We start from the raw sequence: 26,421 nt of genomic DNA, 5'->3' as shown, positions 1-26,421 counted from the left end.
AGCTCCGCCACATCGGTTGCCGCGGGAAATAGTGGGCAGGGCGGAATCGTTTTAGGATGTAACCAACCCCGGAACCCGATCCCCGCTGTCGGTGACCGGCGGCCGCCACCGGTATCGCTCGAAAGGCCCTGCAGTGTCCGAAGAATTCAATCCGTTCGCTTTCGAGGGTCTGACCTACGACGACGTGCTCCTGCTGCCAGGCCCGACGGATGTGATTCCGTCCGAGGCCGATACCAGCTCCCGCCTGACCCGCCGCATCACGGTCCAGACCCCGCTCCTCTCCGCCGCCATGGATACCGTGACGGAGTCGCGGATGGCCATCGCCATGGCGCGCCAGGGCGGCCTGGGCGTCATCCACCGCAACCTGTCCATCCAGGACCAGGCCGAGCACGTGGACCGGGTCAAGCGCAGCGAGTCCGGCATGATCACCAACCCGGTGACCATCGCCCCGGACGCCACGCTGGCCGAACTGGACGAACTTTGCTACAACTACCGCGTGTCCGGACTGCCCGTGGTGGACTCCGAGGGCAAGCTGGTGGGCATCTGCACCAACCGCGACACCCGTTTCGTGCCCCGCGCCGACTATCCCACCACCAAGGTGCACGAGGTGATGACCTCCATGCCGCTGATCACGGGCAAGGTGGGCATCAGCCGCCCGGAAGTCATCGAACTGCTGGGCAAGAACCGGATCGAAAAACTCCCGCTGGTGGACGACGCCGGCATGCTGCAGGGCCTGATCACCGTCAAGGACTTCGACAAGGCGGAGCAGTACCCGCTGGCCACCAAGGACGACGACGGCCGCCTCCGCGTCGGCGCGGCTGTGGGCTTCTTCGGCGACGGCTACGAGCGCTCGATGACCATGATCGAGGCCGGCGTGGACGTCCTCGTGGTGGACACCGCCAACGGCCACAGCCAGGGCGTGCTGGACATGATCGCCCGGCTGAAGAAGGACCCGGCCGCGGCCCACGTGGACGTGATCGGCGGCCAGGCCGCCACCCGCGAGGGCGCGCAGGCACTGGTCGACGCCGGCGCCGACGCCATCAAGGTGGGCGTGGGCCCGGGCTCCATCTGCACCACCCGCGTGGTGGCAGGCGTTGGCGTACCGCAGATCACGGCGATCTACGAGTCGGCCAAGGCGGCCATTCCGGCGGGCATCCCGGTGATTGCCGACGGCGGCCTGCAGCACTCCGGCGACATCGGCAAGGCCCTGGTCGCCGGCGCGGACACGGTGATGCTCGGCTCGCTCCTGGCCGGCGCCGCGGAATCCCCGGGGGACCTGGTGTTCGTCAACGGCAAGCAGTTCAAGGCCTACCGCGGCATGGGCTCGCTGGGGGCCATGCAGACGCGCGGGAAGAACACCTCCTACTCCAAGGACCGCTACTTCCAGGCCGACGTGCCCGACGACGAGAAGCTGATCCCCGAGGGCATCGAAGGCCAGGTGCCGTACCGCGGCCCGCTCTCGGCCGTCGCGCACCAGTTGGTCGGCGGCCTGCGCCAGACCATGTTCTACACCGGTGCCCGCAACATCGCCGAGCTGAAGGCCAAGGGCAAGTTCGTGCGGATCACCGCGGCGGGGCTGAAGGAGTCCCACCCGCACGACATCATGATGACCGTGGAGGCACCGAACTACAAGCGGTAGTCCCGCAGTCGCCGACGGCGCCGTTCCCCGCACCAGGGGAGCGGCGCCGTTCGCGTTAACCAGCGGCACGTCTTTCGCCGCCGCTTAACGGCCGCGACCAGCCCCGCGTATGGACGGGACAGCGCCTCGGCGCGTGGGTCCGGGCGTGCGCGCGGCCGCCGACCGCGGCGCGGGTGAGCCAACGGAGCCGGCGTCGGAAGATCAGGAGCGCGATGAGCACGAGGGCCGCGGTGTCAGGCCAGCGCGGCGCCGGCCAGTTATCCGGCGCGGGCGGATACGCCCCGTCGGCCAATCCGGCGGCCCGCTCAAAGTGGTTGCGCGAGGAGGGGAACAGCGCCCCGTCGATGATGTACGCCGCCGGAAATGCGAACGGGCCGGCGAGCAGATTGGCTATGGCCCACTGGTCAACATGCCGTGACTCGTGGCGGGCGAGGGCCTCGTCCCCGGTCCGGGTCTGGGAGATGTTCGGGCCGTAGCGGACATACTGGCCTTCATCGGCAATGCCATATCCGTTGACGCTCAGTGGACCGGCCGGGTCTACCGGCGGCATCCACGCAACGAACACGTCCCCGAGCATTGTTCCGCCACCGCTGGTGCGCGGCGGGTGCCAGAACATGACCAGCAGCGACGGTCCCGAGCACGCTTCCATATCAAGGCTGCGCCCGGTCAGGACCCCGACGCCGCTGATGGGGGCAACCAGAAAATCGCGGGTGATGCGCCACGGGGCCGGCGGTGAAATCTGCAGGCGCGGCTCGGGCTTGATCTGCCCGTCGGCAGTGATATGGCTGTGGCAAACGATCTGCGGGGAGAGCGCCTCCTGGACGCGGGCTCCGGCTCCGGCGACCAGGAGGGCCGCCACCACAAAGAGGGCGGTACCGCGTACCCGCTGGTGGGAAGCGCAAACGGTGCACGATGCGGCTCGCCGCAACCGGCGCGCATGAAGGGAGGGCATGGACCAGACCAGCCCGGCGACGCCAAAACACAGGGTGGCCGCCAAGCCGCTTGCGAACGGTCGCATGCGCCCGACGGACCGCCGGAATCTTCCTCCCATGACTGACCACTTCCCGCTCCGGCTGCCTGCGGCCGGCCCACGGCAACCGTTAAGAGAGAGGGCCTGCGGTGCGCTTGCCGGCCGTGTGGCAGGTCGAGCGTACCGCCTGCGCCGGGACGACGCCAGCAGTCGGAACAGGAGAGCCGTGCAGCCGTCGCGAGGGGTCCGCCCTGTCCGCCAGACGCCGGCGAAAGTCCTGTCCCTGCCCGTTCCAAGGTGAAGCGTTCCAGTGGTGGGATAACCTAGAGCCGTGACTTACGAGATTGAAATTGGCCGTGGCAAGCGTGGGCGCCGAGCCTACTCCCTCGATGACGTGGCGATCGTCCCCTCGCGCCGGACGCGCGATCCCAAGGATGTCTCGGTCAGCTGGCAGATCGACGCCTACACGTTCGACGCGCCGGTGATCGCCGCGCCGATGGACTCGGTCATGTCGCCCGCCACCGCCATCGCGCTGGGCAAGCTCGGCGGCCTGGGCGTCCTCAATCTCGAGGGCCTGTGGACCCGGTACGAGGATCCGCTGCCGGTGCTGGACGAGATTGCCGCGCTGGGCACGGAGAACTTCAGCCCGGCCGCGACCAAGCGGATGCAGGAGCTCTACTCCGCCCCCGTGCAGCCGGAACTGATCACCTCCCGGCTGGCCGAGATCCGGGAAGCCGGGGTGACCGTGGCCGGCTCGCTGACGCCGCAGCGCACCCAGGAGTTCTACAAGACCGTGGTCGCCGCCGGCGTGGACATCTTCGTGATCCGCGGCACCACCGTCTCCGCCGAACACGTCTCCAAGACGCAGGAACCGCTGAACCTGAAGCAGTTCATCTACGAGCTGGACACGCCCGTGATCGTCGGCGGCGCCGCCGGCTACACCCCGGCGCTGCACCTGATGCGCACCGGTGCCGCCGGCGTGCTGGTGGGCTTCGGCGGGGGAGCGACGACGACCACGCGCCGGGCGCTGGGCATCCACGCCCCGATGGCCTCGGCGATCTCCGATGTGGCGGCCGCGCGCCGGGACTACATGGACGAATCGGGCGGCCGCTACGTGCACGTGATCGCCGACGGCGGCGTGGGCTTCAGCGGCGACATCGTCAAGGCCATCGCCATGGGGGCGGACGCCGTGATGCTCGGTTCCGCGCTGGCCCGGGCGGAGGAAGCGCCGGGCCGCGGCTGGCACTGGGGCCAGGAGGCCCACCACGACGAACTGCCCCGGGGCGACCGCGTGAACGTGGGAACCGTCGGACCGCTGGAGCGGGTGCTGCACGGCCCGTCCAACCACACCGACGGAACCTCCAACCTGGTCGGTGCGCTGCGCCGGTCGATGGCGACCACCGGGTACTCGGACCTGAAAGAGTTCCAGCGCTGCGAAGTGGTGCTGGCCCCGATCCAGGCCCGCGACTGATCCGACCATGCTGGGAGGCTGATAGGCGATGACCACCGGAGCCCTGAGTCCCGAGAGCCGCGAGCAGGCGCTGGCCGCGCTGCGCGCCACACAGGAGCGCGGGGCCGAGCTGGACGTGCTGATCGTCGGCGGCGGGGTGGTCGGCGCCGGGGCCGCCCTGGACGCGGTCACCCGGGGACTGGACGTGGGCATCGTGGAGGCCCGGGACTGGGCCTCGGGCACGTCGTCGCGGTCTTCCAAGCTGATCCACGGCGGGCTGCGGTACCTGGAGATGCTGGATTTCGCCCTGGTCCGCGAGGCGCTGCAGGAACGGGGACTGCTGTTGGAGCGGATCGCGCCGCACCTGGTGCGCCCGGTGCCGTTCCTGTACCCGCTGACCAGGCGCTACGTGGAGCGGCCCTACGTCGGCGCCGGCGTGGCCTTGTACGATGCCCTGGCCATCGCCTCCGGGCGCGGCCGCGGCGTCCCCTTCCACAAACACCTCTCCAGGCGGGGGACCCTCCGGGCGGCACCCAGCCTGAAGAAGGACGCCATGGTGGGGTCCATCCGCTACTACGACGCGCAGGTGGACGACGCCCGGCTGGTGGTCAACCTTGTCCGCACCGCGGCGGCGTTCGGGGCGCACGCGGCAAACCGGCTGGCGGTGGTCGACTTCCTGCGCGAGGGCGAACGCGTGGTCGGCGCCCGGGTGCGGAACCAGGAGGACGGCACCGAGTTCAACATCCGGGCCAAGCAGGTGGTCAACGCCACCGGCGTGTGGACGGACGAGACCCAGGCCATGGTGACCGAACGGGGCCAGCTGAGCGTCCGTTCTTCCAAGGGAATCCATCTGGTGGTGCCGCGGGACCGGTTCCAGTCCACGGTGGGGCTGATCCTGCGCACCGAGAAGTCGGTGTTGTTCGTGATTCCATGGGGGCGGCACTGGATCATCGGCACCACCGATACCGACTGGAATCTGGACAAGGCTCACCCGGCGGCCTCGTCCAAGGACATCGACTACCTGCTGGAACACGTCAACCGGGTCCTCCAGCGCCCGCTCACCCGGGAGGACGTCGAGGGAGTCTACGCCGGGCTCCGGCCGTTGCTGGCGGGCGAGAACGATTCCACCGCCAAGCTCTCGCGCGAACACGTGGTGGCGCACCCGGTCCCCGGGCTCGTGGTGGTGGCCGGCGGCAAGTACACCACGTACCGCGTGATGGCCAAGGACGCGGTGGACGAGGCGGCCCGGGCCCTCGACGAGCGCGTCCCGCCCAGCTGCACGGACACCATCCCGCTGCTCGGCGCCTCCGGATTCAAGGCGGCCTGGAACAGGCGCAGCCGCATGGCGGACCGCACCGGCATCCACGTTGCCCGGGTGGAACACCTGCTCAACCGGTACGGAGCCATGGCAGGCGACGTGCTGGACATCATCACCGAACGGCCGGAGCTGGCCGAACCGCTGCCCGGCGCCGACGACTACCTGGCGGCCGAGGTGGTCTATGCCACCACGCACGAGGGAGCCCGCCACATCCACGACGTGCTCACCCGCCGGACCCGGATCTCCATCGAGGCCTGGGACCGCGGCGTCTCCGCCGCCCCGGTCGTCGCCCGGCTGATGGCGCCCCTCCTCGACTGGAGCGAAGGACAGGTGGAACGCGAGGTGAAGCACTACCTGGCCCGGGTCGAAGCCGAACGGCTCAGCCAGGAGCAGCCCGACGACGTCACGGCCGACAGCGCCCGGATGGGCGTCGACGACATCGTTCCGCTGGCCTGAGGGCACCGGGCAGGATTCGTTTTCTACATGGTTGCGAAGTACCTTTAATGGGTGCTCAAGACTGCCCTGAAACCCCGCTGGATAGCGGCCCTGGTGCTTGCACTGGCGCTGTCCACGGTGTTCGTGCTGCTGAGCCAGTGGCAGTTTTCCACGTCGCAGAGCGAACCGCCCCCGCCCCCGGGCGAGACCGAAACGGTCAAGCCGCTCACCGACGTCTTTGAACCGGGCATCCCGATGACGGCCGCCACCGCGGACCAGATGGTCACCTTCGACGGCAGCTTCGTCCAGGGCGGGCAGGTGCTGGTCCGGAACCGCCTGCAGGACGGCGAAGAAGGCCTCTGGGTGGTCGACCCGTTCACCGTGGACGGCGTGGAGCAGTTTGGCGAAGACGTGGTCATCCCCGTGGTGCGCGGCTGGGTCGAGGAACCGGCGGATGCCGTTCCCGCCCCGGACGGTGAGGCCACCGTCGTCGGGCGGCTGCTGCCCACGGAAGCCCCGCTGCCCGGAAGCCTGCCCGCCGGCCAGGTGGCTTCGCTGTCGGCGGCCGAGCTGATCAACCGCTGGAACGCGCCCGGCTACTCCGGCTTCGTGGTCGGGACCGGCTTCACCGTGGGCGGCACGGACCTTGGCACCGCGACCGAGGGGACCTCGATGCAGCCGGTGGTTGTCGGACCGCAGCCGCAGGAAGCGCCGGTCAACTGGATGAACGTCTTCTACGCGGTGGAATGGGTGGTGTTCGCCGGATTCGCCATCTTCCTCTGGTGGCGGCTGGTGGCCGACGACTACCGCCGCGACCTGGAGGCGGCCGAAGACGCGGCCGAAGCGGCCCGCCATGCAGCCGAATCCGGGCGGGGGAGCGCGGCAGGTCCCTCCGGCGCCCGCGAGGGCGGCGACGCCGCCGCCGACCAGACCACACCCAGCTCACCCCACACAACGAGGTAGTCCACGTGACCGAAAACGCCCCCGACCGTTCCGCCGCGACCCAGCGTCCGGCCAAACGCCGCTTCGGCGGAACCCACGCCCAGATCCGCTCCGCCCTGACCTTCTACAAGGTCACCTCCTACATCACCGGCATCATGCTGCTGCTGCTCTGTGTGGAGATGGTGCTGCGGTACGGTTTCAACCTGTTCCTGTTCGCCGGGGCCACCAACACCCTGACGGGCGAGACGTTCGCGCTCGGGCTGGCGCAGGCCGAACCGTCCGTGATCGACGGCCTGAACCTGTCCATCGCGGTGCTGATAGCGCACGGCTGGCTGTACGTGCTGTACCTGATTGCCGACTTCCGGCTCTGGTCGCTGATGCGCTGGCCGTTCAGCAAGTTCGTGCTGATCGCCCTGGGCGGCGTCATCCCGTTCCTGTCCATCATCCTGGAACGCAAGGTGCACCGCGAGGTGGAAGAAGAACTGGCCGCCCATCCCGAAGCCGCCAAGCGCTACTGACCGGAGCCTGGCGTGCGCTACCTCACGCGGCGGGGCCGGACGCCGGCGTGCGAGGCCCCGGACGCGGCGACTATCCTGTAAGGGTGACTACTCCTCCCCCCGCCACTACGGACCACCGGCCCGTCCTCGTCGTCGACTACGGGGCCCAGTACGCGCAGCTGATCGCCCGCCGCGTGCGCGAGGCCAACGTGTATTCCGAGATCGTTCCGCACACCTACACCACCGAACAGCTGATGGCCAAGAACCCGGTGGCCATCATCCTCTCCGGCGGGCCCTCCAGCGTCTACGCCGAGGGAGCGCCGAGGATCGGCGCGGACCTGTTCGAAGCCGGCGTCCCCGTGTTCGGCATCTGTTACGGCTTCCAGGCCATGGCGAACGCCCTGGGTGGCAAGGTAGCCAAGACCGGGCTGCGCGAGTACGGCGCCACGGACGCCACCGCGGTGGGGGAGGGCCGGTCCATCCTGGCCGGCGTGCCCTCCGTCCAGAACACCTGGATGAGCCACGGCGACTCGGTGCAGGAGGCACCCGCAGGCTTCGACGTGCTGGCCAGCACGGCCGGCGCCCCGGTGGCCGCCTTCGCGAACGACGAGAAGAAGCTCTACGGCGTGCAGTGGCACCCCGAGGTCAAGCATTCGGCCCACGGCCAGCGCGTGTTGGAGAACTTCCTGTTCCGTGGTGCCGGGCTCGAGCCCAACTGGACCACCGGCAACATCGTGGAGGAGCAGGTGGAGCGCATTCGCGCCCAGATCGGCGACTCCCGCGTGATCTGCGGGCTGTCCGGCGGCGTGGACTCCGCCGTCGCCGCGGCCCTGGTGCAGCGCGCGGTCGGCGACCAGCTGACCTGTGTCTTTGTGGACCACGGACTGTTGCGCGAGGGCGAAGCCGAGCAGGTGGAGCGTGACTTTGTCGCGGCCACGGGCGTGAAGCTGTACGTAGCCAACGAACAGCAGCGCTTCCTGTCCGCGCTGGCCGGCGTCACCGACCCGGAGACCAAGCGCAAGATCATCGGCCGCGAGTTCATCCGCGCCTTTGAAGCCGCCGAAAAGGCCGTGCTGGCCGAGGCGGCGGCCGAGGGGGAGTCGGTGAAGTTCCTGGTGCAGGGCACGCTCTACCCGGACGTGGTCGAGTCCGGCGGCGGCGAGGGCGCCGCGAACATCAAGAGCCACCACAACGTGGGCGGGCTGCCCGAGGACCTGCAGTTCGAGCTGGTGGAACCGCTGCGGACGCTGTTCAAGGACGAGGTCCGCGCGGTCGGCGCCCAACTGGGCCTGCCGGCCGAAATCGTCGGACGCCAGCCCTTCCCCGGACCGGGTCTTGGCATCCGGATCATCGGCGAAGTCACCCAGGAGCGACTGGACCTGCTGCGCAAGGCGGACGCGATCGCGCGCGCCGAACTGACCGCTGCGGGCCTGGACCAGGAAGTCTGGCAGATGCCGGTGGTCCTGCTGGCCGACGTGCGCAGCGTGGGCGTTCAGGGCGACGGCCGCACCTACGGACACCCGATCGTGCTCCGTCCGGTCTCCTCCGAGGACGCGATGACCGCAGACTGGTCGCGGCTTCCCTACGACCTGCTGGCCAGGATCTCCAACCGCATCACCAACGAAGTGGACGGCGTTAACCGCGTGGTGCTCGACGTGACGAGCAAACCGCCGGGAACCATCGAGTGGGAGTAGCCACAACGGGCGACCGCTGCCCGCCCGCAGCGCGGCTGCGGGTGAACTGCGAGGCAATTTCGCCGAGCAGTGTTGCGGTCGCCCGTTTGGCGTTTAAAGTCCGATACCTTGTTTGACATGCCGTTGTGGTCGAGGCAAGTCGCCGAGAGTGAAGTAAAGGGGGCAGCCGTGTCGCTGGCCAGCGTAGCTGAGGCTGCTGAAGACGTTGTGGCATCGTGGCTGGACAACCTGGGCGATCTCGCCGGGTCGGACACGCTGCTGCGGTTCGCCCCGACGTCGTCGAACAGCATTGACCTGACGCATGCCCACCCTTCCGGCCTGGCGCAGTTGCTGGCCGGCCGCCGCACCCGTCTTTCCACCCTGCTGCGCGAGCCGAACCAGTACGCCGCGGCCATGCGTACCGCCCGCAGCCTGCGCGCCAAAATCTACGAACTGGGTTCGGACCGCGGTATCGACGTCGGGTATCTGGCCGCCGGAACGGCCTCCTGGCGGGTTCCCGACATCGGCCGGTCGGAGTCCCTGAATGCCCCGGTGATGCTGATCCCGGTGGCGCTGACCGTCCGCCCCAGCCAGGACGACTTCGAACTGCAGTTGACCGACCGCGCCCGGCTGAACCCGGCGCTCGTCCGCCACCTCTCCGCGGAGCAGGGGATCGGTATCGACGCCGAGGCGACCGCCCGGCTGGCCTACAGCACCGCCCGCCTGGATCCGCACCCGGTGCTGGAACGGCTGCGCCTGCTCACCGCCGGCGTGCGGAACATGACCATCGAACACCATTTGCTGGTGTCGACCTTCGCGGACCTGGAAGCAGTCACCGACCCGGTCCTGCTCGATGCCGGGCACCCGGTGATCCGCGCGCTGGCCGAAGCCGGCGCGGGATCCCAGGCCGGTCCCCGTCCCCGGGCCGGCCGGAACGCCGTGCCCGTGCCGGAGGTGGAGCTGCCGCCGATCGACGAACGCGATCCGCAGGATGAGTTCCTGCTGCTCGACGCAGACGCCGCGCAGCAACGGGTGCTGGACCTGGTCCAGGCCGGGCATTCGCTGGTGGTTTCGGCGCCGCCGGGCACCGGACAAACCCAGACGGCACTCAACGCTGCGGCCGCCCTGGCCTACGAGGGCAAGAGCGTGCTGGTGGTCGCGGAACGCCGAGGCACGCTGGTCGAATTCACACAGCAGTTGGAAACCGTGGATTTGGGGTCGCTGGCCCTGCAGTTGAGCGCGGACCTGACGCCGGAGCAGCTGCGCCGGGCGATGATCCGCGCGATCAGCCGCAACGAAAAGGCGCAGGAGCCGCAGCTGCAGAAGCTGCACACCACCCTCACCGAGCACCGGCACAAGCTGATGGAGCATGTGAAGTCGCTGCACAATGTGCGCAGCCGGTGGCGCTGTTCCCCCTACCAGGCGATGCAGTCGCTGGCCAAGCTCACCTCGCTCGATCCGGCTCCGGCGACCACCGTGCGGCTGAAGCGGTCTGTGCTGGACAACATCACCGACCGGGCGGAGCTGGCGGCACGGCTGGTCCGGGCGGCCGAGTTGGGCAGCTTCAGCAAGTCCGCGACCACCAGCCCGTGGTTCGGTGCCAAGCTGCTCAACCGCAAGGAGACCGAAGACGCCCACCAGCTGGCCGCCGACCTGGCCAAGGACGTCCCACGGCTGCGCGAACGGATGAACAAGGTCGCCGAACACTCGCAGATCGCCCTCGCCGGGACGTTCCGCGAGTGGGGGGAGCAGCTCCAGCTGCTGGTGGAGGTCCGCGGCAGCCTCGACAAGTTCACCCCGGACATCTTCGACCGGCCGGTCACAGACCTGATTTCCGCGACCGCGCCGAGTTCCTGGCGGCGCGACCGCGGAATCGAAATGAGTTCGATGACGCGTTCCCGGCTGCGCAAGGTGGCCAAGGAATACATCCGCCCGGGCGTGCACATCTCCGACCTGCATGAGTCCCTCTTCGAGGTGCAGCAGCAGCGGACAAAGTGGGCCGACTACGCAACGTCGCAGCGGCATCCGGCGGTGCCCTCCGGGTTGGCGGACCTGAACGGCTTTTACCGGGAGGTGGCGCAGCGCCTCGAGAAACTGGCCGCCCTGCTGGCACCGGTGCCCGAAGACCGGGCCCTCGCGGCCCTGCCCGACGGCGAACTCCAGGAACAGTTGGACGCCCTGGCAGCGGACCGCGAAACGCTGGTGAACCTGCCCGAACGTACGCTGCTGCTGGAGCAGATGCGCGAACACGGGCTGACCGAACTGCTGGACGATCTGGCCACACGCGAAGTCGGTGCGGGCGAGGTCAGTGCTGAACTGGACCTGGCGTGGTGGCAGTCGGCACTCGAAGCGATGATCAGCGGCGACGACTACCTGGCCATGTCGGACGGCGACAATCTCCGCAAGCTCGAGGCGGTCTACCGGCTCGCGGACAACGCGCACATCGCGTCGGGGCCCGCCCGGCTGCGCTGGGAACTGGCACAGAACTGGCGGCATTCGCTCAAGAGCAAGCCCAAGGCCGCGCAGCGGTTGCGCGACCTGCTCAAGGCCGGCGAACCCACCCTGGCCGCGTTGGGACAGCAGTCGGAGTCGCTGGTTTCGGCGCTGTTGCCGATCTGGACTGCCTCCCCGCTGGTGCTGCCGCTCCTGCTCCCGGAAGGCAAGCACTTCGATGCCGTCATCATCCTCGACGCCGAGGCCACCAGCCTGCCGTCGGCGCTGACCGCGGTCTCCCGGGCGCACCAGGTGGTGGCGTTCGGCGACGGCGAGTTGGGCCGCGCCGAGCCCTTCGAAGTCAACGTGGACCGGCGGAATGACCCCGTCACCGGCGAAGCACCGCAACCGTTGGCCAGCTGCTTCCACGCGCTCTCCGAGGTGCTGCCGGTGGTGGCGCTGACCACCGCCTACCGTGCCGTCGACCTCGACCTGACCCGCTCGCTGAGTGAGAAGTTCTACGGCGGATCGCTGTCCCGCCTGCCCGGCGCAAGCTCCATCCGCGGTGGCGGCCTGGAAGTGGAATATCTGCCCGACGGTACCGGGATGCCCGGCGCCGGACACGAAGGCGTGGAGAGCGTCCCGGCCGAACTCAACCGGGTGGTGGACCTTGTCTTCGAGCACATCAGCCTTCGGCCGTCGCGGTCGCTGGCGGTGGTGACGGCCAGCGCCCGGCACGCCGCCCGCGTGGCGGAGGCCATCCGGCTGCAGATGCCCAATTATCCGGCGGCGGCGGATTTCTTCAACCGCCGGCAGGAGCCCTTCCGCGTGGTTCCCGTCGAACGCGCGTCCGGATTGGTCCGCGACGATGTGATCTTCTCGCTCGGCTTTGGCCGGACGCCGCACGGGCGGGCGGTCCACGACTTCGGACCCCTGTCGGCGCCGCACGGGCGGTCGCTCTTCGCGACCGCGGTCACCCGTTCCCGGCAGTCGCTGCACGTCCTCAGCTGCTTCCGCCCGGAGGATCTGGACCCCGAGCGGCTGCGGCATGGGGCCGCCGACTTCCATGACCTGCTGGACCGCCACCTCGGCGACGGCCGGTTCGCGGCGCCCGAACTGTCTCCCGGGATCGACGACCCGCTGGTCGCGGACCTCGTGGAGCGCATCCGCACCCGCGGCGCACGCGTTTGGGACCACTATTACGGGGTCATCGACATCGCCGCCAGCACCGGAACGGTGCAGTATTCGCCGGATATTGAACCGGCCCTGCCCGTGGCCCTGGAGTCTGACGGCAGCCCGCAGTACCAGGAGCTGACGGTGCGGGAGCGCAGCCGGCTGCGCCCGCAACAGCTCGAGCGGCTGGGCTGGCGGCCGCTGACGCTGTGGACCATCGAGGTGTTCACGGATCCGGAGAAATGCGCAGACCTGATCGGAGGCTACTTGGGACTGCAGAAGCCGGAAGAACCGGCAGGCAAGGACGACCGTCCCGCCAGCGCACGGGGACCGAAGCCGGCGGCGGAGCAGACCCCGCGGGCGGAGGAGTCTTCGCACTCAGCAGGCTCGGCGGACGAGGCCGGCGAGGCCGGCGAGGCGGGCGACGACCGGTTGCGGCCGCGCCGGGCCAGGCGGAACCAGTCGCCGACGCTGCCGACCAAGGCAGCGGAGGACGACCCCCGTGCGTGGGGTGACCGGGACGAGGACCGGGACGCCTGGCTGCGGGAGCAGCGGCCGCCGCACTGGGGCTAGGCCGGGAGCCGGTCCGCGGGCCGGCCGGTCCTGGGCAGTCATCAGCCGACCAACACGAGGAAGACGTTGCCCCGGCTGGAGGCGCCGGCCAGCGCGGTTGCGTCGGACGGTGCCGCCGCCACCACCACGAGCCCGTCGGGCTCGCCCGCGCCGAGCAAGCCGGCCGCGGCAGCGCCGTCGTCGGCCTTCCACAGCACCGGAACGGCCCGAGCCAGGACCGTGCTTTCGGCGGGCTCTTCGAACCCGTTGCCGCTGCTGAGCACGATGTCCACCAACTGGCCCGGCGACACCAACTGGACGGTGGAGGGGTCTGCGGGGCGCACGGGCACGGCCACCGTCCCCGGCGGCGCCCCGGTCAACAGGCCGGGACCGACGATCGAGGTGTCCACGACAGGAGAGCCGGCGCGCAGCGCCGTCGCCAGCCGCTGGCCCACCACCAGGGCCGGACTGTCGGCAGTTCCCTCGGGTACGGAACCGGCCGGCAGCTCGCCCAGCACCACATCGTCGGCGGACAGGTGGGCGCCGGCCGGGAGGTCGGACGCGGCGACCACCACGGAGTCGGTGGGGTCCGGCACAGGGGTCAGCTGCTGCACCACCAGCGCCGCGGCCGCACAGAGCAGCAGGGCGGCCAGCAGCCGGTAATGCCGGCGCAGCAGGCGGCGCGGCGACAGTGCAGGGCGGGCGGTGCGGGACGCGGCAGCAACGGGCATGCGGCCACGCTAGAAGCATCGGGCCCGCACGGGTCAGCGGGGAGGGCCCGCCTGTGGATCAGCGCCGCCGCCGCTTCGCGGTGTAGGAGCGGCCCGCCGGCATCCGATGCGGCTAGCTGGCTGCTGCCGCCGGGGCCGGGGCGGCGGCAGGCTTGGAGGCTTCGGCCGCGGCGGGCTTCGCCGCCTCGGAAGAGGCGGTTGACCCGGTGCCGGCGGATCCCGAGGCGGCAGCGGGGACGGAGCCTGCCGAGGAAGAGTCGCGCGAATCGGTGCGGTAGAAGCCCGAGCCCTTGAAGACGACCCCGACGCTGTTGAACTTCTTGCGCAGGTTGCCGCCGCACTCGGGGCAGACGGTCAGCGATTCATCGCTGAAGGACTGCTGGATGTCGAAGGCATGGGCGCAGTCTTTGCAGGCGTAGGCGTACGTGGGCACAGTAATTCCTCCTGAAAAAAAACTTGGCAGGAGCAGGAAGCGCCCGGCCAGGCGTTGGCACTCACCCGCTCAGAGTGCCAATTCTACACCGTCCGGCGGGGGAACCACGTCCAACCGTCGGGCGACACGGCGCCGTCCAGCGGCGCGTCGAGCACCGTAGACTCGAAGGCTCCCGCCGCCACCACCTCGTCGGCGTAGAAAACCCCGACAAACCTCGGGCGGTCTTCGCCGTCGCCCAGCGACGCCAGGAACCGGTCGTAATAACCGCCGCCCTGGCCCATCCGGTTGCCCTCGGAGTCGACGGCCAGCCCGGGCACGAGCACCAGCGGCAGGCCGGCCATGATTTCCGCTCCGAAACGTTCTCCGACCGGCTCGTCGATCCAGGCCCGGGGACTGCGGACCACCTCCACCCCGCTGAACCAGCGTGCCCACCTGAGCCGGTAGTCCGGTTCGCAGATCGGGACCACCACCTGGTAGCCGGCCTCCTCAAGGGCCGGCAGCAGCATGCGCGTGGACGGTTCGGAACCGACGGACAGGTAGGCCGGCACGATGGTTCCGGCCGGGACGTCCAGCCGCCGAAGACCGTCCAGCACCTGGTGCGCCAGGGCGGTCCCGGCCTTGATCTGCTCTTCCTCGGGGCGGGCCCGGCGGCGTGCCCGGAAGAATGCGCGGGCGGTTTCCTTGTCCATGCCGGTTTGCATCTCCATGGCCGACATCGTAGTTGCTTCCTCCCGGATCGGCTTGCTTCGCACCTTCGTTCGGTAGTCTGAACCCATGACGTCTCATCGCACGGTACGCAAAGCTGTCATTCCGGCCGCTGGTTTGGGAACGCGTTTCCTGCCCGCCACCAAGGCCATGCCCAAGGAAATGCTCCCCGTGGTGGACAAGCCGGCCATCCAGTACGTGGTCGAGGAAGCCGTGCGCGCTGACTTGAGCGACGTCCTGGTCATCACCGGCCGCAACAAGCGCCCGCTGGAAGACCACTTCGACCGCGTGCCCAACCTCGAGCAGATCCTGGAGGAGAAGGGCGATCTGGAGAAGCTCGCCGCCGTACAGGCAGCCTCGGAACTGGCGGACATCCACTACCTGCGCCAGGGGGATCCGCTGGGCCTCGGCCACGCAGTCCTGCGGGCCCGCCAGCACGTGGGCGACGAACCGTTCGCCGTGCTGCTCGGCGACGACCTGATCGACGAACACGACGACCTGCTGACCCAGATGATCGCGGTCCAGCAGCAGACCGGCGGCTCCGTGGTCGCCCTGATGGAAGTGGACCCCGCCCAGATCAGCGCCTACGGCTGCGCGGACGTTACCCCGATGGGCGACGGCGGCTACGTGCGGATCAACGAACTGGTGGAGAAGCCATCGCCGGACGAGGCCCCGTCCAATCTGGCGGTCATCGGCCGCTACGTCCTGCACCCGTCCGTCTTCGACGTGCTGGAGGACACCAAGCCCGGCCGCGGCGGCGAAATCCAGTTGACCGACGCGCTCGAAGCCCTGGCCGGCCGCGAAGGCGAAGGCGGCGGCGTCTACGGCGTGGTCTTTTCCGGGCGCCGGTACGACACCGGCGACAAGCTCAGCTATCTCAAGGCCGTCGTGACCATCGCCTCCGAACGTGAAGACATCGGGACGGAACTGCGGACCTGGCTGAAGAGTTTCATTGACGGCTCGGGCGACTGAGCCCCGTCGCGACCGCTAAGAACTTCACATGGGGTACGGACCGGCAATCTGGCCAGCGACGCTGGCATGCGGGGACTTGTCGCTGCGCCCGATCCGGTACCGGGACCGGAGCGAGTGGACGGCCGTGCGGCGCCGCAACGCGCGCTGGCTGGAACCGTGGGAGGCCACGAACCCGGCTCCGGACGGGTATCTGCCCTCGTTCTCGGAGATGGTCCGCTCGCTCAAGCACCAGGCACGACTGGCCACGGCCCTGCCCTGGATCATCACCGAACTGCAGGAGGGGAGGCCCCGGCCGGCGCTGGTCGGGCAGCTTACTGTCTCCAGCATCGTCTGGGGCTCTGCAATGTCGGCCACTTTGGGGTACTGGGTGGATGAGGCGCGTGCCGGCCGCGGGATAGCGCCCACGGCGGTGGCCATGGCGACCGACCATTGCTTCCAAACGCTCGGGCTCCACCGGATGGAGATCAACATCAGGCCGGAGAACCGCGCCAGCCTGCGCGTCGTGGAGAAGCTCGGCTTTCGCGACGAAGGACTGCGTCCGCGGTACCTGCATATCAACGGGGCCTGGGCAGACCACCGCAGCTTCGCGCTCACTGCCGAGGAGGTTCCCGGCGGCCTGCTGGACCGCTGGCTGGAGCACGGCGACGTCGGCCCGACACCATAAGGCAGCGCCGCACGGAATCGTTATCCGACACACCGTGATGAATGCCGCGTACGGCATGCTTGAGCTTCTACGGTTTTGAGAGTGGACATTCAGAGCTCTGTGATCTTGGCGGTCATCGTCGGGCTGTGGTTTGTCTGGGTAGGACCGTACGTGCTCCGCGGAGCATTCCGTCCCGTGCTGGCTGAACCGGCGCCGGGACATGCAGCACCACTAGTTTCAGTACCCGCAACCGCCTCGGGCGGCAACCAGGGGATCATCATGGAATACAACGCCCAGCCGGCACCCTCGACAGCGTCGCCCGTGCCCCCGCCCGCCCGGCAGCCCGAGTTCCGCATCCGCTACGGCCGGACCGCGCTGGCACTTGCCGGGGCCTCCGCCCTGTTGGTGTTCGTCGTCGGCGGCGCCCTGGCGCTGGCCGGCGCAGTTTCGGGCCGCGTGCCGGGCTTCGCGCTGCTGGCGGTGGGCGCCGTCGTCGTTATCCTGCGCTCCCTGGCGGTCCGCGACCGCAGCAAGCGCGCCGCCGCACGCGCCCGGCAGGCCTCCCGCGCGGCATCGGCATCGCAGCCGGCGGGAGCCGCGAAGAATCCCCGGAAGCCCACCGAACTGTTTGACGGGGCCGCGGGGGACACCGGGGCCGCGCAGCAGGCCGCCCAGCCCGGTCCGGCGCCGCTGACGGCCGCCGAGCTGCGCGAGGAAGCCCTGAAGGTCGCCGCCGACGCCGGCGACACCGCCGCGCCGGGTCAGCCGTCCGGCACTCCCTGGCAGCCGGTCGACGTGCCCAAACCGACGTATGTCGCGGCGGCCAAGGCCACCCGCCCGGCTCCCGCGCCGCTGCCGGTCCCCGAGGTCAAGAAGCCGCAGACCAAGACATCGATCAAGCAGACCGCCGCGCAGCGGACCGACGAGGCCGCCGCCCGGACATCAGAGAAGACTGCCGCCACGCAGCAGCCGGCGGACGGCGCCTCGGCCGCCGAGGCATCCGCCCAGCAGTCGGCCGCGAACCGGCTCAATCTGGACGACGTCCTGCAGCGCCGGCGGGCCTGACCCGAGGCGCCCGGCAGGTTGGCTGCGGCCCGTCCACACCCGGACGGGCCGCAGCCTTTTCCGGTCTGTGGTTGCGAGCGTTCCGGGCCGCGATGGTGTGCAATGGAGACATGGACGCAGCGAACGTTGACCTGATGGCCACCGAGACCGCCGGCATCGACGTGTTGGAAAGTCCCGGCATGCGCGAAGCGCTGGAACTCGCCGTCGGCACCGTCGGCGGGACGGTCCGGTCCTGGCAGCTGGCGAAGCTGCAGCACCGGCCCGGGGCCGGCGCGACCGGGATCTACACCGTGCGGCTCCGCGGGCACGACGGCGGCGAGCGGACCGAGTACGTCTGCGTCACCACGGCGCCGGTGCCCGACTGCGGGCTTCCGCTGGTACGTCTGGACGGCGGGCCCGTCCCGCTGACCGCCTGGCTGTATCCGTCCGACCCGGTGCTGGTCGGACTGCCCGCGGCGTGCGACCCGGCTGCGGTGGGCCGCAGCGTTTTCGGCGGGGGAGAAGCGGACCTGAAAATGGTCAGCTACCGGCCGCTGCGGCGGGCCGTGCTGGAAGCCGTCCAGGACGGACACCGGGTCTTTTTGAAGGTGGTCCGTCCGGACCGGGCGGCGCAGCTGATGCTCCGGCACCGGCTGCTGACCGACGCCGGGCTGCCGGCCCCGGTTGCCTCCGCCGGACCGGCCGACGGCGTGGTGGTGCTCACGGAGGCGAAGGGGGTGCCGCTGGCCCAGGCGTTGATGGACGACGGCGCCGCCAGCCTGGCGCCCGAAACCCTCCTGGCGCTGCTGAATGAGCTCCCGGCCGGTGTGCTGGAGCTCTCGCGGCGCCCGGCCTGGGCCGACCGCGCAGCCGACTACGCCAAGGCAGCGGCGGCCGTGCTCCCCGACGAGCAGGACCGGGTGTTTAACCTGGCCGATCGGGTGGAACAGCTGCTGGCGGCCACCGATGCCGGCCCGCTGGTCCCGACGCACGGCGACTTTTACGAGGCGAACCTGCTGGTGGACGGCGGGAAGATTACCGGACTCATGGACGTGGACTCGCTGGGTCCGGGCCATCTGGTGGACGACCTGGCCTGTTTCCTCGGGCACCTGGCCGTGCTGCCCGCCGTGCACCCGGGGTACGTGCATGTCCCGGCGGCGCTGGAACGTTTCGCTGCCGCCTTCGACACCGTGGTGGACCCGGCGGCCCTGCGCGGCCGGGCCGCCGGCGTGGCGCTGTCGCTGGTGGCCGGGGCGAAGACCCCCGGGGAGGGTGACGGGTGGCAGCAGGACGCCCGGCAACGGCTTGCCATCGCCGAGGACCTGGCCGCCGGCGCGGCCTGACCGGACCCTTCCCTCAGGCGTCGGCGACGAGGCGGTAGCCCATGCCGCGCACGGTGGCGAACTTCTCCGCCCCGAGCTTATTGCGCAGGTAGCGCACGTACACATCCACCACGTTGGAGCCGGGGTCGAAGTCGTATCCCCAGACCCGCGAGAGCAACTGCTCGCGGCTGAGCACCTGCCCCGGATTCCGCAGGAAGGCCTCGGCGAGGGCGAACTCCCGGGCGGAGAGATCCACCTCCCGGCCGCCGACGCTGGCCCGCCGGGTCCGCAGGTCCAGGCTCAGCGTGCCGCTGCCGAGGACGGCCAGGTCGGCCGGCTGCGCCTCGGAGCGCAGGCGCAGCCGCACCCGGGCCAGCAGCTCCTCGAACCGGAACGGCTTGGACATGTAGTCGTCCGCGCCGTTCTCCAGCCCGGCAACGGTGTCGTCCACCGAGCTGCGGGCCGTGAGGATGATCACCGGGATGTCGTTGCGGCCCTCGCGCAGGCGGCGCAGCACAGTGAAGCCGTCCTGGTCCGGCAGTCCCAGGTCGAGGATGGCCAGCTCGAAGTCCCCGGTCATGGCCAGATGGTAGCCCTCCCGCCCGGTGCCGGCGACCGTGGGCACGTAGCCGGCGGCCTTCAGGCCCTTGGCGATGAAGGAACTGATCCTGTCCTCGTCCTCAATGATCAGAATCTGACTCACGCGCTCTCCTCCTTGTCTGCGCCCGCCTCCGGGCCGCTGAGCACGACGGTGAAAGTGGATCCGGCACCCGGGGCCGAGGCCAGTTCGACGCTGCCGCCGTGCGCCGCGGCGATGGCGCTGACGATGGTCAACCCCAGTCCCGAGCCTTCCGCCCGCGTCCCGTTGCTGCCCCGTGCGAAACGGTCGAAAATCCTGCCCTGGTCCTCCGGGAGGATGCCCGTTCCCTCGTCCCTGACCCACAGCCGCAGCTCATTGCCGCGCACGGCCGAACCGATCGCCACCGTGGACCCGGGCTCGGAGAATTTCACGGCGTTGGCCACCAACTGCAGCCAGGCCTGGGTGATCCGCCGCCCGTCCAGCGGCCAGCGGGTTTCGGCCCGTGCATCGACGGTCCAGCGCTTGGCGCCCAGCGGCCGGGCCTTGTCCAGCACGTCGTCGGTCAACTGCCCCACCTCGACGTCGGACGGGTTCACGAAGCCGGGACGTTCCGCCTTGGCCAGCAGGACCAGGTCGTCGACGAGCAGGCGCATCCGGTCCAGCTCGTCCAAGGCTATGCCGCGCACCGACTCGACGTCCGCCGGGTCACGCGGGTCCTGCAGTTCCAGGTGGCCCTGCAGGATGGTGATCGGGGTCCGCAGCTCGTGCCCGACGTCATCCAGCAGCTGCCGCTGCGCTGTCATGGACGCCTCCAAGCGGTCCAGCATGTCGTTGAAGGTGCGGGAGAGTTCGGAGATGTCGTCGTTGCCGCCCACCGGGATGCGCTGGGTCAGGTCCGCGTCGGTGATCCGTTGTGCCGTTTCGCGCACCAGCCTGATGGGTGCCAGCAGCCGGCCGGCCACCTGCCAGCCGACGACGCCGATCAGTACCAGCGAACCGAACCCGATCAGTGCGTAGGTCAGGAAGATGTCGTCAAGTTGCTGCAGCTCGGCGTCGTAATCATAGGCCAGCACGAACGTGCTGTGGGCCGGGTCGGAAGAGAGCTGCACCGGCACGGTGACCACCCGGTACGTCGTGGAAGACGTCTCCATGGTGCTGAGCACCACCCGGTCGGACGCAGTTGCGTCCGGGCCCAGCAGGGCTACGAGTTCGGCATCCCGCTCGAGCCGGAGCCGCACGGACGGGCTCGCCGTGTATGTCACCTTCCCGTCGACGAGGCCAAGCATGCCTTCGTTGGCGGAGGGAAGCGTCCGCTCCATCGCCAGGAAGACCAACCGGCTGGCCTGCGTGAAGGGTTCGCCCGTGTCAGGGTCGATGCCTGTCTCCGCCAGGGTCTTGAACTCGCTGACGCTGCGCTGGAGCGAGTCGTCCACCCGCTGGATGATATGGGAGCGCTGCAGCGCGAACGCCACCGATCCGGCAACCAGCAGGCCAAGGGCCGAAAGGGCGAGCACGGCGGCCAGTACCCGGACGCGGACGGAGGGCCCGCCCGACGGCCTACGCACGGCCGCCGGAAAGGATGCGGCCGCCAGCCGGAGCGCCGCCGCCGCGCGGGCTGCCGGCACCACGCGGAGCACCGCCGCCGCGCGGGATGCCCGCACCACGCGGAGCGCCGCCGCGGTGCCGAAAGGCGTGGGGGTGTGGGGACAGGGGTACGGACTCAGTCATCGTCCCCGCCATCGTCGTCCCAGTCGTCCGTGTCATCGTCGTCGTAGTCCTGTGGCGGCGCCGGCTGGACCGGAACCGGTCCGTTGCCTTCCTGCGGGCGGGTCGGAGCGGCCGGGGACGAGGGGGCGGTGGGCGTGGGCGTTGGGGACGGCTGCTCGCTGACGGCCGGAGCAGGGTCGCCGGCAGGGGACGGCGGCCCGGACTGCGTGACGGTGATGGACGGGCCCAGGTCGGTGGGCCCGGGCTCGCGCAGGGTAGCGGCCAGTGCGGCCCCTCCGGCGCCCAGCCCGAGCAGCACGGCCAGCGCCACCAGGACGGTGCGGATGGCTGTACGGGGCATGACACCAGTATCCACGGCGCAGATGAGACCAGGATGAGAACCCTGCCCCGCGGCTCAACCCCGCGGCCCAACGGGCCGCGTCGGCCGCCGGTCAGTCGGGGCTGTCGGCCGCGGCGTCCGCGGCACGGCGGGCGATGTCCGCCTCGACCGTCCGGCCCAGGGCGTCCAGCGCCGAGGCCAGCCCCAGCTGCGCCGCGACGCGGAGTGTGCGGCTGACGTCGGGCTCCTGCAGCACCAGCTTGAACATCGGCACGGCGTCGTCGGCCCGCCCCATCTCGGCCAGCACATGGGCCGCGAAGAGTTCGGCATTGCCGGCCGAGGCTGCGTCGTCGGCAGCGGAGTAGAGGTCCGCCGCCTGCAGCGCCGCCGAGACCGCTCCGGTGCCGTCCTCCAGCGCCCACAGCCCCCTCGCCCGCGTGTCGCTGTAGTCCGCCTCGTACCACCGGGCCCCGTAGAGGTGCGCCAGCCGGATCGCCTCGTCCAAGACCGTGAGCCCGTCCGGGTCGCCGGCCTCGCACAGGGCATGTCCGAGGGCATGCAGGGCCTGCGGCAGCGCGGCGTCGTCGTCCTCGGCCTTGCGGGCCGCAGCCACCGCCGCCTCGAAGCAGACCAGCGCGTCCGTGTCGCGGTCCTCGCGGGAGAGCAGCGTTCCGGTTGCCAGCAGGCCGCGGGCCGCCTCGCCGAACTCGCCGCCGTGGCTGAATTCGGCCACCGCCCGGCGCCAGCAGTCCAGGGCATCGGCGGTCCGGCCGGCGTGCCGGTGGGCGTGGCCCAGGCTCATCAGCGCCCGCGCCACCTGCGCATGGGGCGCCTTGGTGTGTTCCAGCCGAGCCAGCAGCTTGGACAGCACCTCGCCAGCCAGTTCGTACTCTTCGGCCTCCAGCAGCTGGTTTCCCAGCGCCAGGCGCAGCGTGAGCTCTTCCTGGACCTCACCGCGTTCGGCCTGGGCGACCGCCGCCTGCCAGGCCAGCACCGAGTCCTCATAGTCGCCGATGCCGGCGCAGAGCCGGGCCAGCACGACGGCGGCACTGATCGCACCCTTGCGGACCCCGGCCGCAGCATACAGTTCCAGCGCCGTCAGCGCTTCCTCCAGCCCGGCCGCGCCATCGCCGCCGGCGGCATTGGCCTTCAAAAGCCACATGCTGGCGGTGGTGGCGCGGTTGCCGGGCAACGCCAGCATGCGGTCGGCAACTGCGGTGGCCCGTTCCGGCTGGTCGGCCTGCAGGTAGGTGTTGGCCAGGTACATCAGCGCGCCGGACAGGCTGTCCGTCCGGCCGGAATGCTCGTAGCCGGCCACCGCGTCTTCCAGCAGCGCGATCGCCTGCTTCGCTTCCCCGCGCTGGGAACGGACGACGGCGATGGCCAGCTGGACGTCCGCCGTCACCGATCCCGGGGCACGGGCCTCCAGCAGGCGGTCCAGTTCTGCCTCCAGGAGCGGGAGGTCGTCGTCGCCGGCTTCGCGGAACAACGCCGTTCCCAGTCGCTCACCGGCCGCGGCCTCGGCTTCCAGCCCGTGGCTGCGGAGCAAGGCGATGCGGGCGTGGAGATATTCCCGGGCCTGCTGCTCTTCGCCTGCCAGCTGGGCGAGCGCAATCAGCACCGAGTACAAGCCCAGCCGGACGTCAAGTTCGGTGTCCGAGGACCGGGCGAGTCCGGCCTGCGCCAGGGCACGGGCGCCCGCGTGGTTCTCGGCATAGGCTGCCTCGTAAGCGCGGTCCAGGCAGTCCCTGGCTGACGACGGGAACCGTGCCGGGTCGGGGCCGGCGCTCTCCAGTACGGCGCGCAGGCGGTCGGCGATCAGCCCGCGCGGCACCGTTGCGGCGGACTCAGGCACGGCCGCCCCGCCTCCGCAGCGCTGTGCCGTGGAACCCAGCTGGCGCGTTCCCCATGGTCTTAGTTCTAGCCGCGAACAGGGGTGGGCGCAATGCCCCGGCGCCGCCCGAAGGGGCGCGCCGGAACCTCGCCCTACAGACCGCCGGCCGGCACGACAAGTATGCAAAGGAAGCATTGCAAAGAAACGCTTGCAAAGTTTTGTTTGCATCGCTACGCTGGTGCCCATGGAGCAGCGGAGAGAGCAGGAAAGCGAGCCCGGACGCGGCGGCTACGGCGACGAACGCCACGTAGACGTGGTCGCGCTGAAGGCCCTCGCGCATCCGCTGCGGGTGCAGTTGCTCAACGCGCTGTCCCAGTACGGCCCGCAAACGGCCAGCGGACTGGCGGAACGGCTGGGGGAGTCCAGCGGCGCCACCAGCTATCACCTGCGCCAGCTGGCCAGGCACGATTTCGTCCGGGAGGTCGAAGGCCGGGGCACGGCCCGCGAACGCTGGTGGCGACGCACTCCCGGCAGCCTGACCATCAGCGCCGGCGATCTGGCCGGCACTCCGGCCACCCGGGAGGCGGCCCGCCTGGTCACCCGTGAATTCGAGCGCAGCCGCGCCGACCTGCTGGCCGACTTCATGACCCGCGGCGCCGACCTGTTGCCGCAGGAATGGCTGGAGGCGTCGGTGGCCAGCACCATCAACGTCCGCCTGACCCGGGAACAGCTGGCCGACATCGCCGAACAGGCAGCCGCCTTTGTCCGGAACCTGGCCGAACCCTACCTGGAGCAAAATGCCGAGGGCGCGGAGGACGTCCGCCCGGTTCAACTCCACGTCAATGCCTTTCCCATCATCGACTCCCGGCCGGACCGGCCGGCACATCACCTGTGAGAGCCCATCATGACAACTGTCCCGACCCAGCCGTACCGCCCGCCGCCGTCAGCCCTCGCCGACATCCGGCCACCGGTCTTCGAGTCGCTGCTGATCCGCGCCGGACGCGCACTGGTGCGGGCCGGGGAGCGGCGGGCGCGGCGGAAAGCGCAGCGCTTGCGGCCCGGCCCGTGGGCCGCCGCGGTGGCGCCGCGGGAACGTCGGGACGCGTTGCTGCGCGCCCGCGACGAACTGCGCACGGATGCGCAGGCGGCGGCGCACAGCGGCCTCCGCGTCCGATAGCCGCCTCGCCCGCCGCCCTACACTGGCCGCCCCCCCTACACTGGCCGTCGCCCTAGACTGGGGGACATGGAATTCGACACGCGCGTGGCCGCCTACGGCGTGATCGTGGCCGACGGCGCGGTGCTGCTGGTCCGCTGGACCGGCGCAGGCTGGCCGCGCTGGACCCTGCCCGGCGGCGGCCTGGAATACGGCGAAGACGCCGCAACCGGCGCGGTCCGCGAGATCCGGGAAGAAACGGGCTACGCCGCCAGGCTCGAGCAGCTGCTGGGCGTGGACAGCAAGCACATCCCGGCCGCGAAGCGCCTGCACGGGCACCGGCCGCTGCACGCCTTCCGCGTCATCTACGCGGCCAGCGTTGTCGGCGGCGAACTGACCGACGAGGCCGACGGCTCCACGGACCTGGCCCGGTGGATCCAGCTCCACCAGGTTCCGACGCTGGATCGGGTCGACCTGGTGGATCTGGGGCTGCGCCTCTACTTCCCGGACGGCGTCCCGGCGGGCCATTCCGCAAACGGCCGGTGAGCGCTATGCTGATCCAGTTGCCGGGCTGACCAGCCCGCCGGACAACCCCGAGGAGGTGGGTGTGATGACCGTTTATCCCGCAGATCCTGCTGCCATCACCAGCCCAGCCTCCGTACCCCGCCCGCGCCGCGGCTAGCGGCCGGAACGTCCCCGCGCGGAGGCCTCACGCCCCGAGGTAACCGTCGTGACCGACACCCATCACCCGCACTCCTTGCTGCGCAGCTACGGCTACACCCGACACACCGCTGCACAGTTCACCCTCCATTTTCCCGACCCGGCGCTCCGCCCCGCCCGGGTGGTGCGCACCGACCGCGGCCGCGTCCTGCTGGCGGCCGACGGCGGCCTGCTCCACCTGGCCACCGCAGGCCTCAGCCCGCAGCCGGCCACCGGTGATTGGGTGGCATACGACGCCGCCCGCCCGGCTTCCGCCGGCGGCCCTGCCATCGCCGGGCTGCTTCCGCGGTTTTCCGCCCTGTCCCGCAAACAGGCCTACGACCCGCTGGCGGCCGAGCAGATCCTGGCCGCCAACATGGACCTGGTCGGCATCGCGGTGCCCTTCGACCGGCCGCTGTCGGCCAACCGGCTGGAGCGCACCCTGGTGGCCGCGTGGGATTCCGGGGCGCTGCCGGTGGTCATCCTGACCAAGGCCGACCTGAGCGGCCGCCATGACGAGGTCGCCGCCCAGATCGTCGAGCAGGCCGCCGGCGCGGACGTCTTGGCGACGAGCGCGGAAACGGGCGACGGGCTCGATGCCGTGGCCGAATACCTGGGCCCCGGCCGGACGATGGTGCTGCTGGGGCCCTCGGGCTCGGGCAAATCCAGCCTGATCAACGCGCTCGCAGGCCGGGCGGTGCAGGACACCGGAGCCGTCCGGGCCGGCGACGGGAAGGGCCGGCACACCACCACGGCGCGCGAGCTCATTCCCCTGCCCAACGGCGCCGTGCTCATGGACACGCCGGGCATCCGCGGCTTCGCGCTGTGGGACGCGGAGGAGGGGCTGGCGACCATGTTCGGGGACATCGAAGACCTGGCCGCCGGCTGCCGGTTCAATGACTGCGCCCACGACGCCGAGCCCGGCTGCGCCGTGCGCGAGGCCCTCGCCGCCGGGAGCCTGGAGCAGCGGCGCTGGGACAGCTACCGGAAGATGGAACGCGAGCTGGCCCGCCTGCACCTGCGGCAGAACGTGGCAGAGCAGCGCCGGGCCGGCCGGCAGTTCGGCAAGGCGGCCAAGGCCGCCGCACAGGCCAAGGGCCATCGCGGCAGGCGCTGACCGGGTGCTCGCGGGCCGCGCCGTTGACTAGACTCGGTGGCAGCACCTGTGGGCCTGCT

General features: G+C 70.5%; 23 protein-coding genes. 15 read left to right on the top strand and 8 right to left on the bottom strand.

Annotated features, from left to right (window positions below; translation table 11 throughout):
- Window positions 1-133: 133 nt before the first annotated feature.
- On the top strand, window positions 134-1,639 hold the full coding sequence (gene guaB / locus AC5RVG_RS02840) for an IMP dehydrogenase (RefSeq protein WP_494000392.1): 1,506 nt from the start codon (window positions 134-136) through the stop codon (window positions 1,637-1,639).
- Between the two features lie 55 nt (window positions 1,640-1,694).
- Here the strand turns inward: guaB and AC5RVG_RS02835 are convergent, their stop codons facing one another.
- Window positions 1,695-2,501 carry a hypothetical protein gene (locus AC5RVG_RS02835; RefSeq protein WP_494012649.1) on the bottom strand — a complete coding sequence of 269 codons (807 nt, stop codon included), beginning with the start codon at window positions 2,499-2,501 and terminating at the stop codon, window positions 1,695-1,697.
- 439 nt (window positions 2,502-2,940) lie between these two features.
- On the opposite strand from AC5RVG_RS02835, the gene AC5RVG_RS02830 reads away from it, so the two are divergent.
- The 6 genes from AC5RVG_RS02830 to AC5RVG_RS02805 all read left to right on the top strand — a co-directional run bounded on the left by AC5RVG_RS02830 (window position 2,941) and on the right by AC5RVG_RS02805 (window position 13,103).
- Window positions 2,941-4,080, top strand: a complete 1,140-nt coding sequence (locus tag AC5RVG_RS02830) for a GuaB3 family IMP dehydrogenase-related protein (RefSeq protein ID WP_494000390.1) — start codon at window positions 2,941-2,943, stop codon at window positions 4,078-4,080.
- Between the two features lie 28 nt (window positions 4,081-4,108).
- Complete coding sequence (locus tag AC5RVG_RS02825; RefSeq protein WP_494012648.1) at window positions 4,109-5,833, top strand: glycerol-3-phosphate dehydrogenase/oxidase; 1,725 nt, start codon at window positions 4,109-4,111, stop codon at window positions 5,831-5,833.
- 51 nt (window positions 5,834-5,884) lie between these two features.
- The gene (locus AC5RVG_RS02820; RefSeq protein WP_494012647.1) at window positions 5,885-6,775 is read left to right on the top strand and encodes an SURF1 family protein; all 891 of its coding nucleotides are present in this window, start codon (window positions 5,885-5,887) and stop codon (window positions 6,773-6,775) included.
- A gap of 5 nt (window positions 6,776-6,780) precedes the next feature.
- Window positions 6,781-7,272: a DUF3817 domain-containing protein gene (locus AC5RVG_RS02815; protein WP_494012646.1), complete on the top strand. Its 492-nt coding sequence runs from the start codon at window positions 6,781-6,783 to the stop codon at window positions 7,270-7,272.
- Window positions 7,273-7,355: 83 nt separating this feature from the next.
- On the top strand, window positions 7,356-8,945 hold the full coding sequence (gene guaA, locus AC5RVG_RS02810; protein ID WP_494012645.1) for a glutamine-hydrolyzing GMP synthase: 1,590 nt from the start codon (window positions 7,356-7,358) through the stop codon (window positions 8,943-8,945).
- A 117-nt stretch (window positions 8,946-9,062) separates the two neighbouring features.
- A complete protein-coding gene (locus AC5RVG_RS02805) occupies window positions 9,063-13,103 on the top strand; it encodes a DUF4011 domain-containing protein (protein WP_494001286.1) in 4,041 nt (1,346 codons plus the stop codon).
- Window positions 13,104-13,144: 41 nt separating this feature from the next.
- Here the strand turns inward: AC5RVG_RS02805 and cpaB are convergent, their stop codons facing one another.
- The 3 genes from cpaB to AC5RVG_RS02790 all read right to left on the bottom strand — a co-directional run bounded on the left by cpaB (window position 13,145) and on the right by AC5RVG_RS02790 (window position 14,953).
- On the bottom strand, window positions 13,145-13,813 hold the full coding sequence (gene cpaB, locus AC5RVG_RS02800; RefSeq protein ID WP_494000385.1) for a Flp pilus assembly protein CpaB: 669 nt from the start codon (window positions 13,811-13,813) through the stop codon (window positions 13,145-13,147).
- A gap of 112 nt (window positions 13,814-13,925) precedes the next feature.
- Window positions 13,926-14,246, bottom strand: coding sequence for an FmdB family zinc ribbon protein (locus AC5RVG_RS02795; protein ID WP_494000384.1), 321 nt, complete (start codon window positions 14,244-14,246; stop codon window positions 13,926-13,928).
- A gap of 83 nt (window positions 14,247-14,329) precedes the next feature.
- Entirely contained in the window at window positions 14,330-14,953 is a 624-nt protein-coding gene (locus tag AC5RVG_RS02790) for a 5-formyltetrahydrofolate cyclo-ligase (RefSeq protein WP_494012644.1), read from the bottom strand.
- Between the two features lie 67 nt (window positions 14,954-15,020).
- On the opposite strand from AC5RVG_RS02790, the gene galU reads away from it, so the two are divergent.
- The 4 genes from galU to AC5RVG_RS02770 all read left to right on the top strand — a co-directional run bounded on the left by galU (window position 15,021) and on the right by AC5RVG_RS02770 (window position 18,953).
- Window positions 15,021-15,923: a UTP--glucose-1-phosphate uridylyltransferase GalU gene (gene galU, locus AC5RVG_RS02785; RefSeq protein WP_494000382.1), complete on the top strand. Its 903-nt coding sequence runs from the start codon at window positions 15,021-15,023 to the stop codon at window positions 15,921-15,923.
- A gap of 28 nt (window positions 15,924-15,951) precedes the next feature.
- A complete protein-coding gene (locus AC5RVG_RS02780) occupies window positions 15,952-16,587 on the top strand; it encodes a GNAT family N-acetyltransferase (RefSeq protein WP_494000381.1) in 636 nt (211 codons plus the stop codon).
- A gap of 81 nt (window positions 16,588-16,668) precedes the next feature.
- On the top strand, window positions 16,669-17,631 hold the full coding sequence (locus AC5RVG_RS02775; RefSeq protein ID WP_494000380.1) for a hypothetical protein: 963 nt from the start codon (window positions 16,669-16,671) through the stop codon (window positions 17,629-17,631).
- A 110-nt stretch (window positions 17,632-17,741) separates the two neighbouring features.
- Window positions 17,742-18,953 (top strand): phosphotransferase, encoded by a 1,212-nt coding sequence (locus AC5RVG_RS02770; protein ID WP_494000379.1) that lies wholly within the window; start codon window positions 17,742-17,744, stop codon window positions 18,951-18,953.
- A 13-nt stretch (window positions 18,954-18,966) separates the two neighbouring features.
- Here the strand turns inward: AC5RVG_RS02770 and AC5RVG_RS02765 are convergent, their stop codons facing one another.
- From AC5RVG_RS02765 to AC5RVG_RS02750, 4 genes are all read right to left on the bottom strand, one after another.
- The gene (locus tag AC5RVG_RS02765) at window positions 18,967-19,635 is read right to left on the bottom strand and encodes a response regulator transcription factor (protein WP_494000378.1); all 669 of its coding nucleotides are present in this window, start codon (window positions 19,633-19,635) and stop codon (window positions 18,967-18,969) included.
- Window positions 19,632-21,176: a sensor histidine kinase gene (locus tag AC5RVG_RS02760; RefSeq protein ID WP_494012643.1), complete on the bottom strand. Its 1,545-nt coding sequence runs from the start codon at window positions 21,174-21,176 to the stop codon at window positions 19,632-19,634. Before AC5RVG_RS02760 ends, AC5RVG_RS02765 begins: the two co-directional genes overlap by 4 nt.
- A gap of 56 nt (window positions 21,177-21,232) precedes the next feature.
- Entirely contained in the window at window positions 21,233-21,580 is a 348-nt protein-coding gene (locus AC5RVG_RS02755) for a hypothetical protein (RefSeq protein ID WP_494012642.1), read from the bottom strand.
- A 91-nt stretch (window positions 21,581-21,671) separates the two neighbouring features.
- A complete protein-coding gene (locus tag AC5RVG_RS02750) occupies window positions 21,672-23,414 on the bottom strand; it encodes a hypothetical protein (protein ID WP_494012641.1) in 1,743 nt (580 codons plus the stop codon).
- Between the two features lie 223 nt (window positions 23,415-23,637).
- Between AC5RVG_RS02750 and AC5RVG_RS02745 the strand changes: the two genes are divergently transcribed.
- The 4 genes from AC5RVG_RS02745 to rsgA all read left to right on the top strand — a co-directional run bounded on the left by AC5RVG_RS02745 (window position 23,638) and on the right by rsgA (window position 26,362).
- Window positions 23,638-24,288 carry an ArsR/SmtB family transcription factor gene (locus AC5RVG_RS02745; RefSeq protein WP_494012640.1) on the top strand — a complete coding sequence of 217 codons (651 nt, stop codon included), beginning with the start codon at window positions 23,638-23,640 and terminating at the stop codon, window positions 24,286-24,288.
- 9 nt (window positions 24,289-24,297) lie between these two features.
- Entirely contained in the window at window positions 24,298-24,570 is a 273-nt protein-coding gene (locus AC5RVG_RS02740; protein WP_494012639.1) for a hypothetical protein, read from the top strand.
- Between the two features lie 66 nt (window positions 24,571-24,636).
- Window positions 24,637-25,092 (top strand): NUDIX hydrolase, encoded by a 456-nt coding sequence (locus tag AC5RVG_RS02735; protein ID WP_494012638.1) that lies wholly within the window; start codon window positions 24,637-24,639, stop codon window positions 25,090-25,092.
- 184 nt (window positions 25,093-25,276) lie between these two features.
- Window positions 25,277-26,362: a ribosome small subunit-dependent GTPase A gene (rsgA, locus tag AC5RVG_RS02730; RefSeq protein WP_494012637.1), complete on the top strand. Its 1,086-nt coding sequence runs from the start codon at window positions 25,277-25,279 to the stop codon at window positions 26,360-26,362.
- Window positions 26,363-26,421: the final 59 nt, after the last annotated feature.

It is taken from the genome of Arthrobacter senegalensis, from assembly GCF_059091765.1.
This window is presented reverse-complemented; position numbering and strand designations above follow the sequence as displayed.

Excerpts from the sequence above, each read along its gene's own strand:
- AC5RVG_RS02825 (WP_494012648.1), top strand. The coding sequence starts at position 4,109 with ATGACCACCGGAGCCCTGAGTCCCGAGAGCCGCGAGCAGGCGCTGGCC.
- AC5RVG_RS02805 (WP_494001286.1), top strand. The coding sequence starts at position 9,063 with ATGCCGTTGTGGTCGAGGCAAGTCGCCGAGAGTGAAGTAAAGGGGGCA.
- cpaB (WP_494000385.1), bottom strand. The coding sequence starts at position 13,813 with ATGCCCGTTGCTGCCGCGTCCCGCACCGCCCGCCCTGCACTGTCGCCG.
- AC5RVG_RS02790 (WP_494012644.1), bottom strand. The coding sequence starts at position 14,953 with ATGGAGATGCAAACCGGCATGGACAAGGAAACCGCCCGCGCATTCTTC.
- galU (WP_494000382.1), top strand. The coding sequence starts at position 15,021 with ATGACGTCTCATCGCACGGTACGCAAAGCTGTCATTCCGGCCGCTGGT.
- AC5RVG_RS02780 (WP_494000381.1), top strand. The coding sequence starts at position 15,952 with ATGGGGTACGGACCGGCAATCTGGCCAGCGACGCTGGCATGCGGGGAC.
- AC5RVG_RS02770 (WP_494000379.1), top strand. The coding sequence starts at position 17,742 with ATGGACGCAGCGAACGTTGACCTGATGGCCACCGAGACCGCCGGCATC.
- AC5RVG_RS02755 (WP_494012642.1), bottom strand. The coding sequence starts at position 21,580 with ATGCCCCGTACAGCCATCCGCACCGTCCTGGTGGCGCTGGCCGTGCTG.
- AC5RVG_RS02745 (WP_494012640.1), top strand. The coding sequence starts at position 23,638 with ATGGAGCAGCGGAGAGAGCAGGAAAGCGAGCCCGGACGCGGCGGCTAC.
- AC5RVG_RS02740 (WP_494012639.1), top strand. The coding sequence starts at position 24,298 with ATGACAACTGTCCCGACCCAGCCGTACCGCCCGCCGCCGTCAGCCCTC.
- AC5RVG_RS02735 (WP_494012638.1), top strand. The coding sequence starts at position 24,637 with ATGGAATTCGACACGCGCGTGGCCGCCTACGGCGTGATCGTGGCCGAC.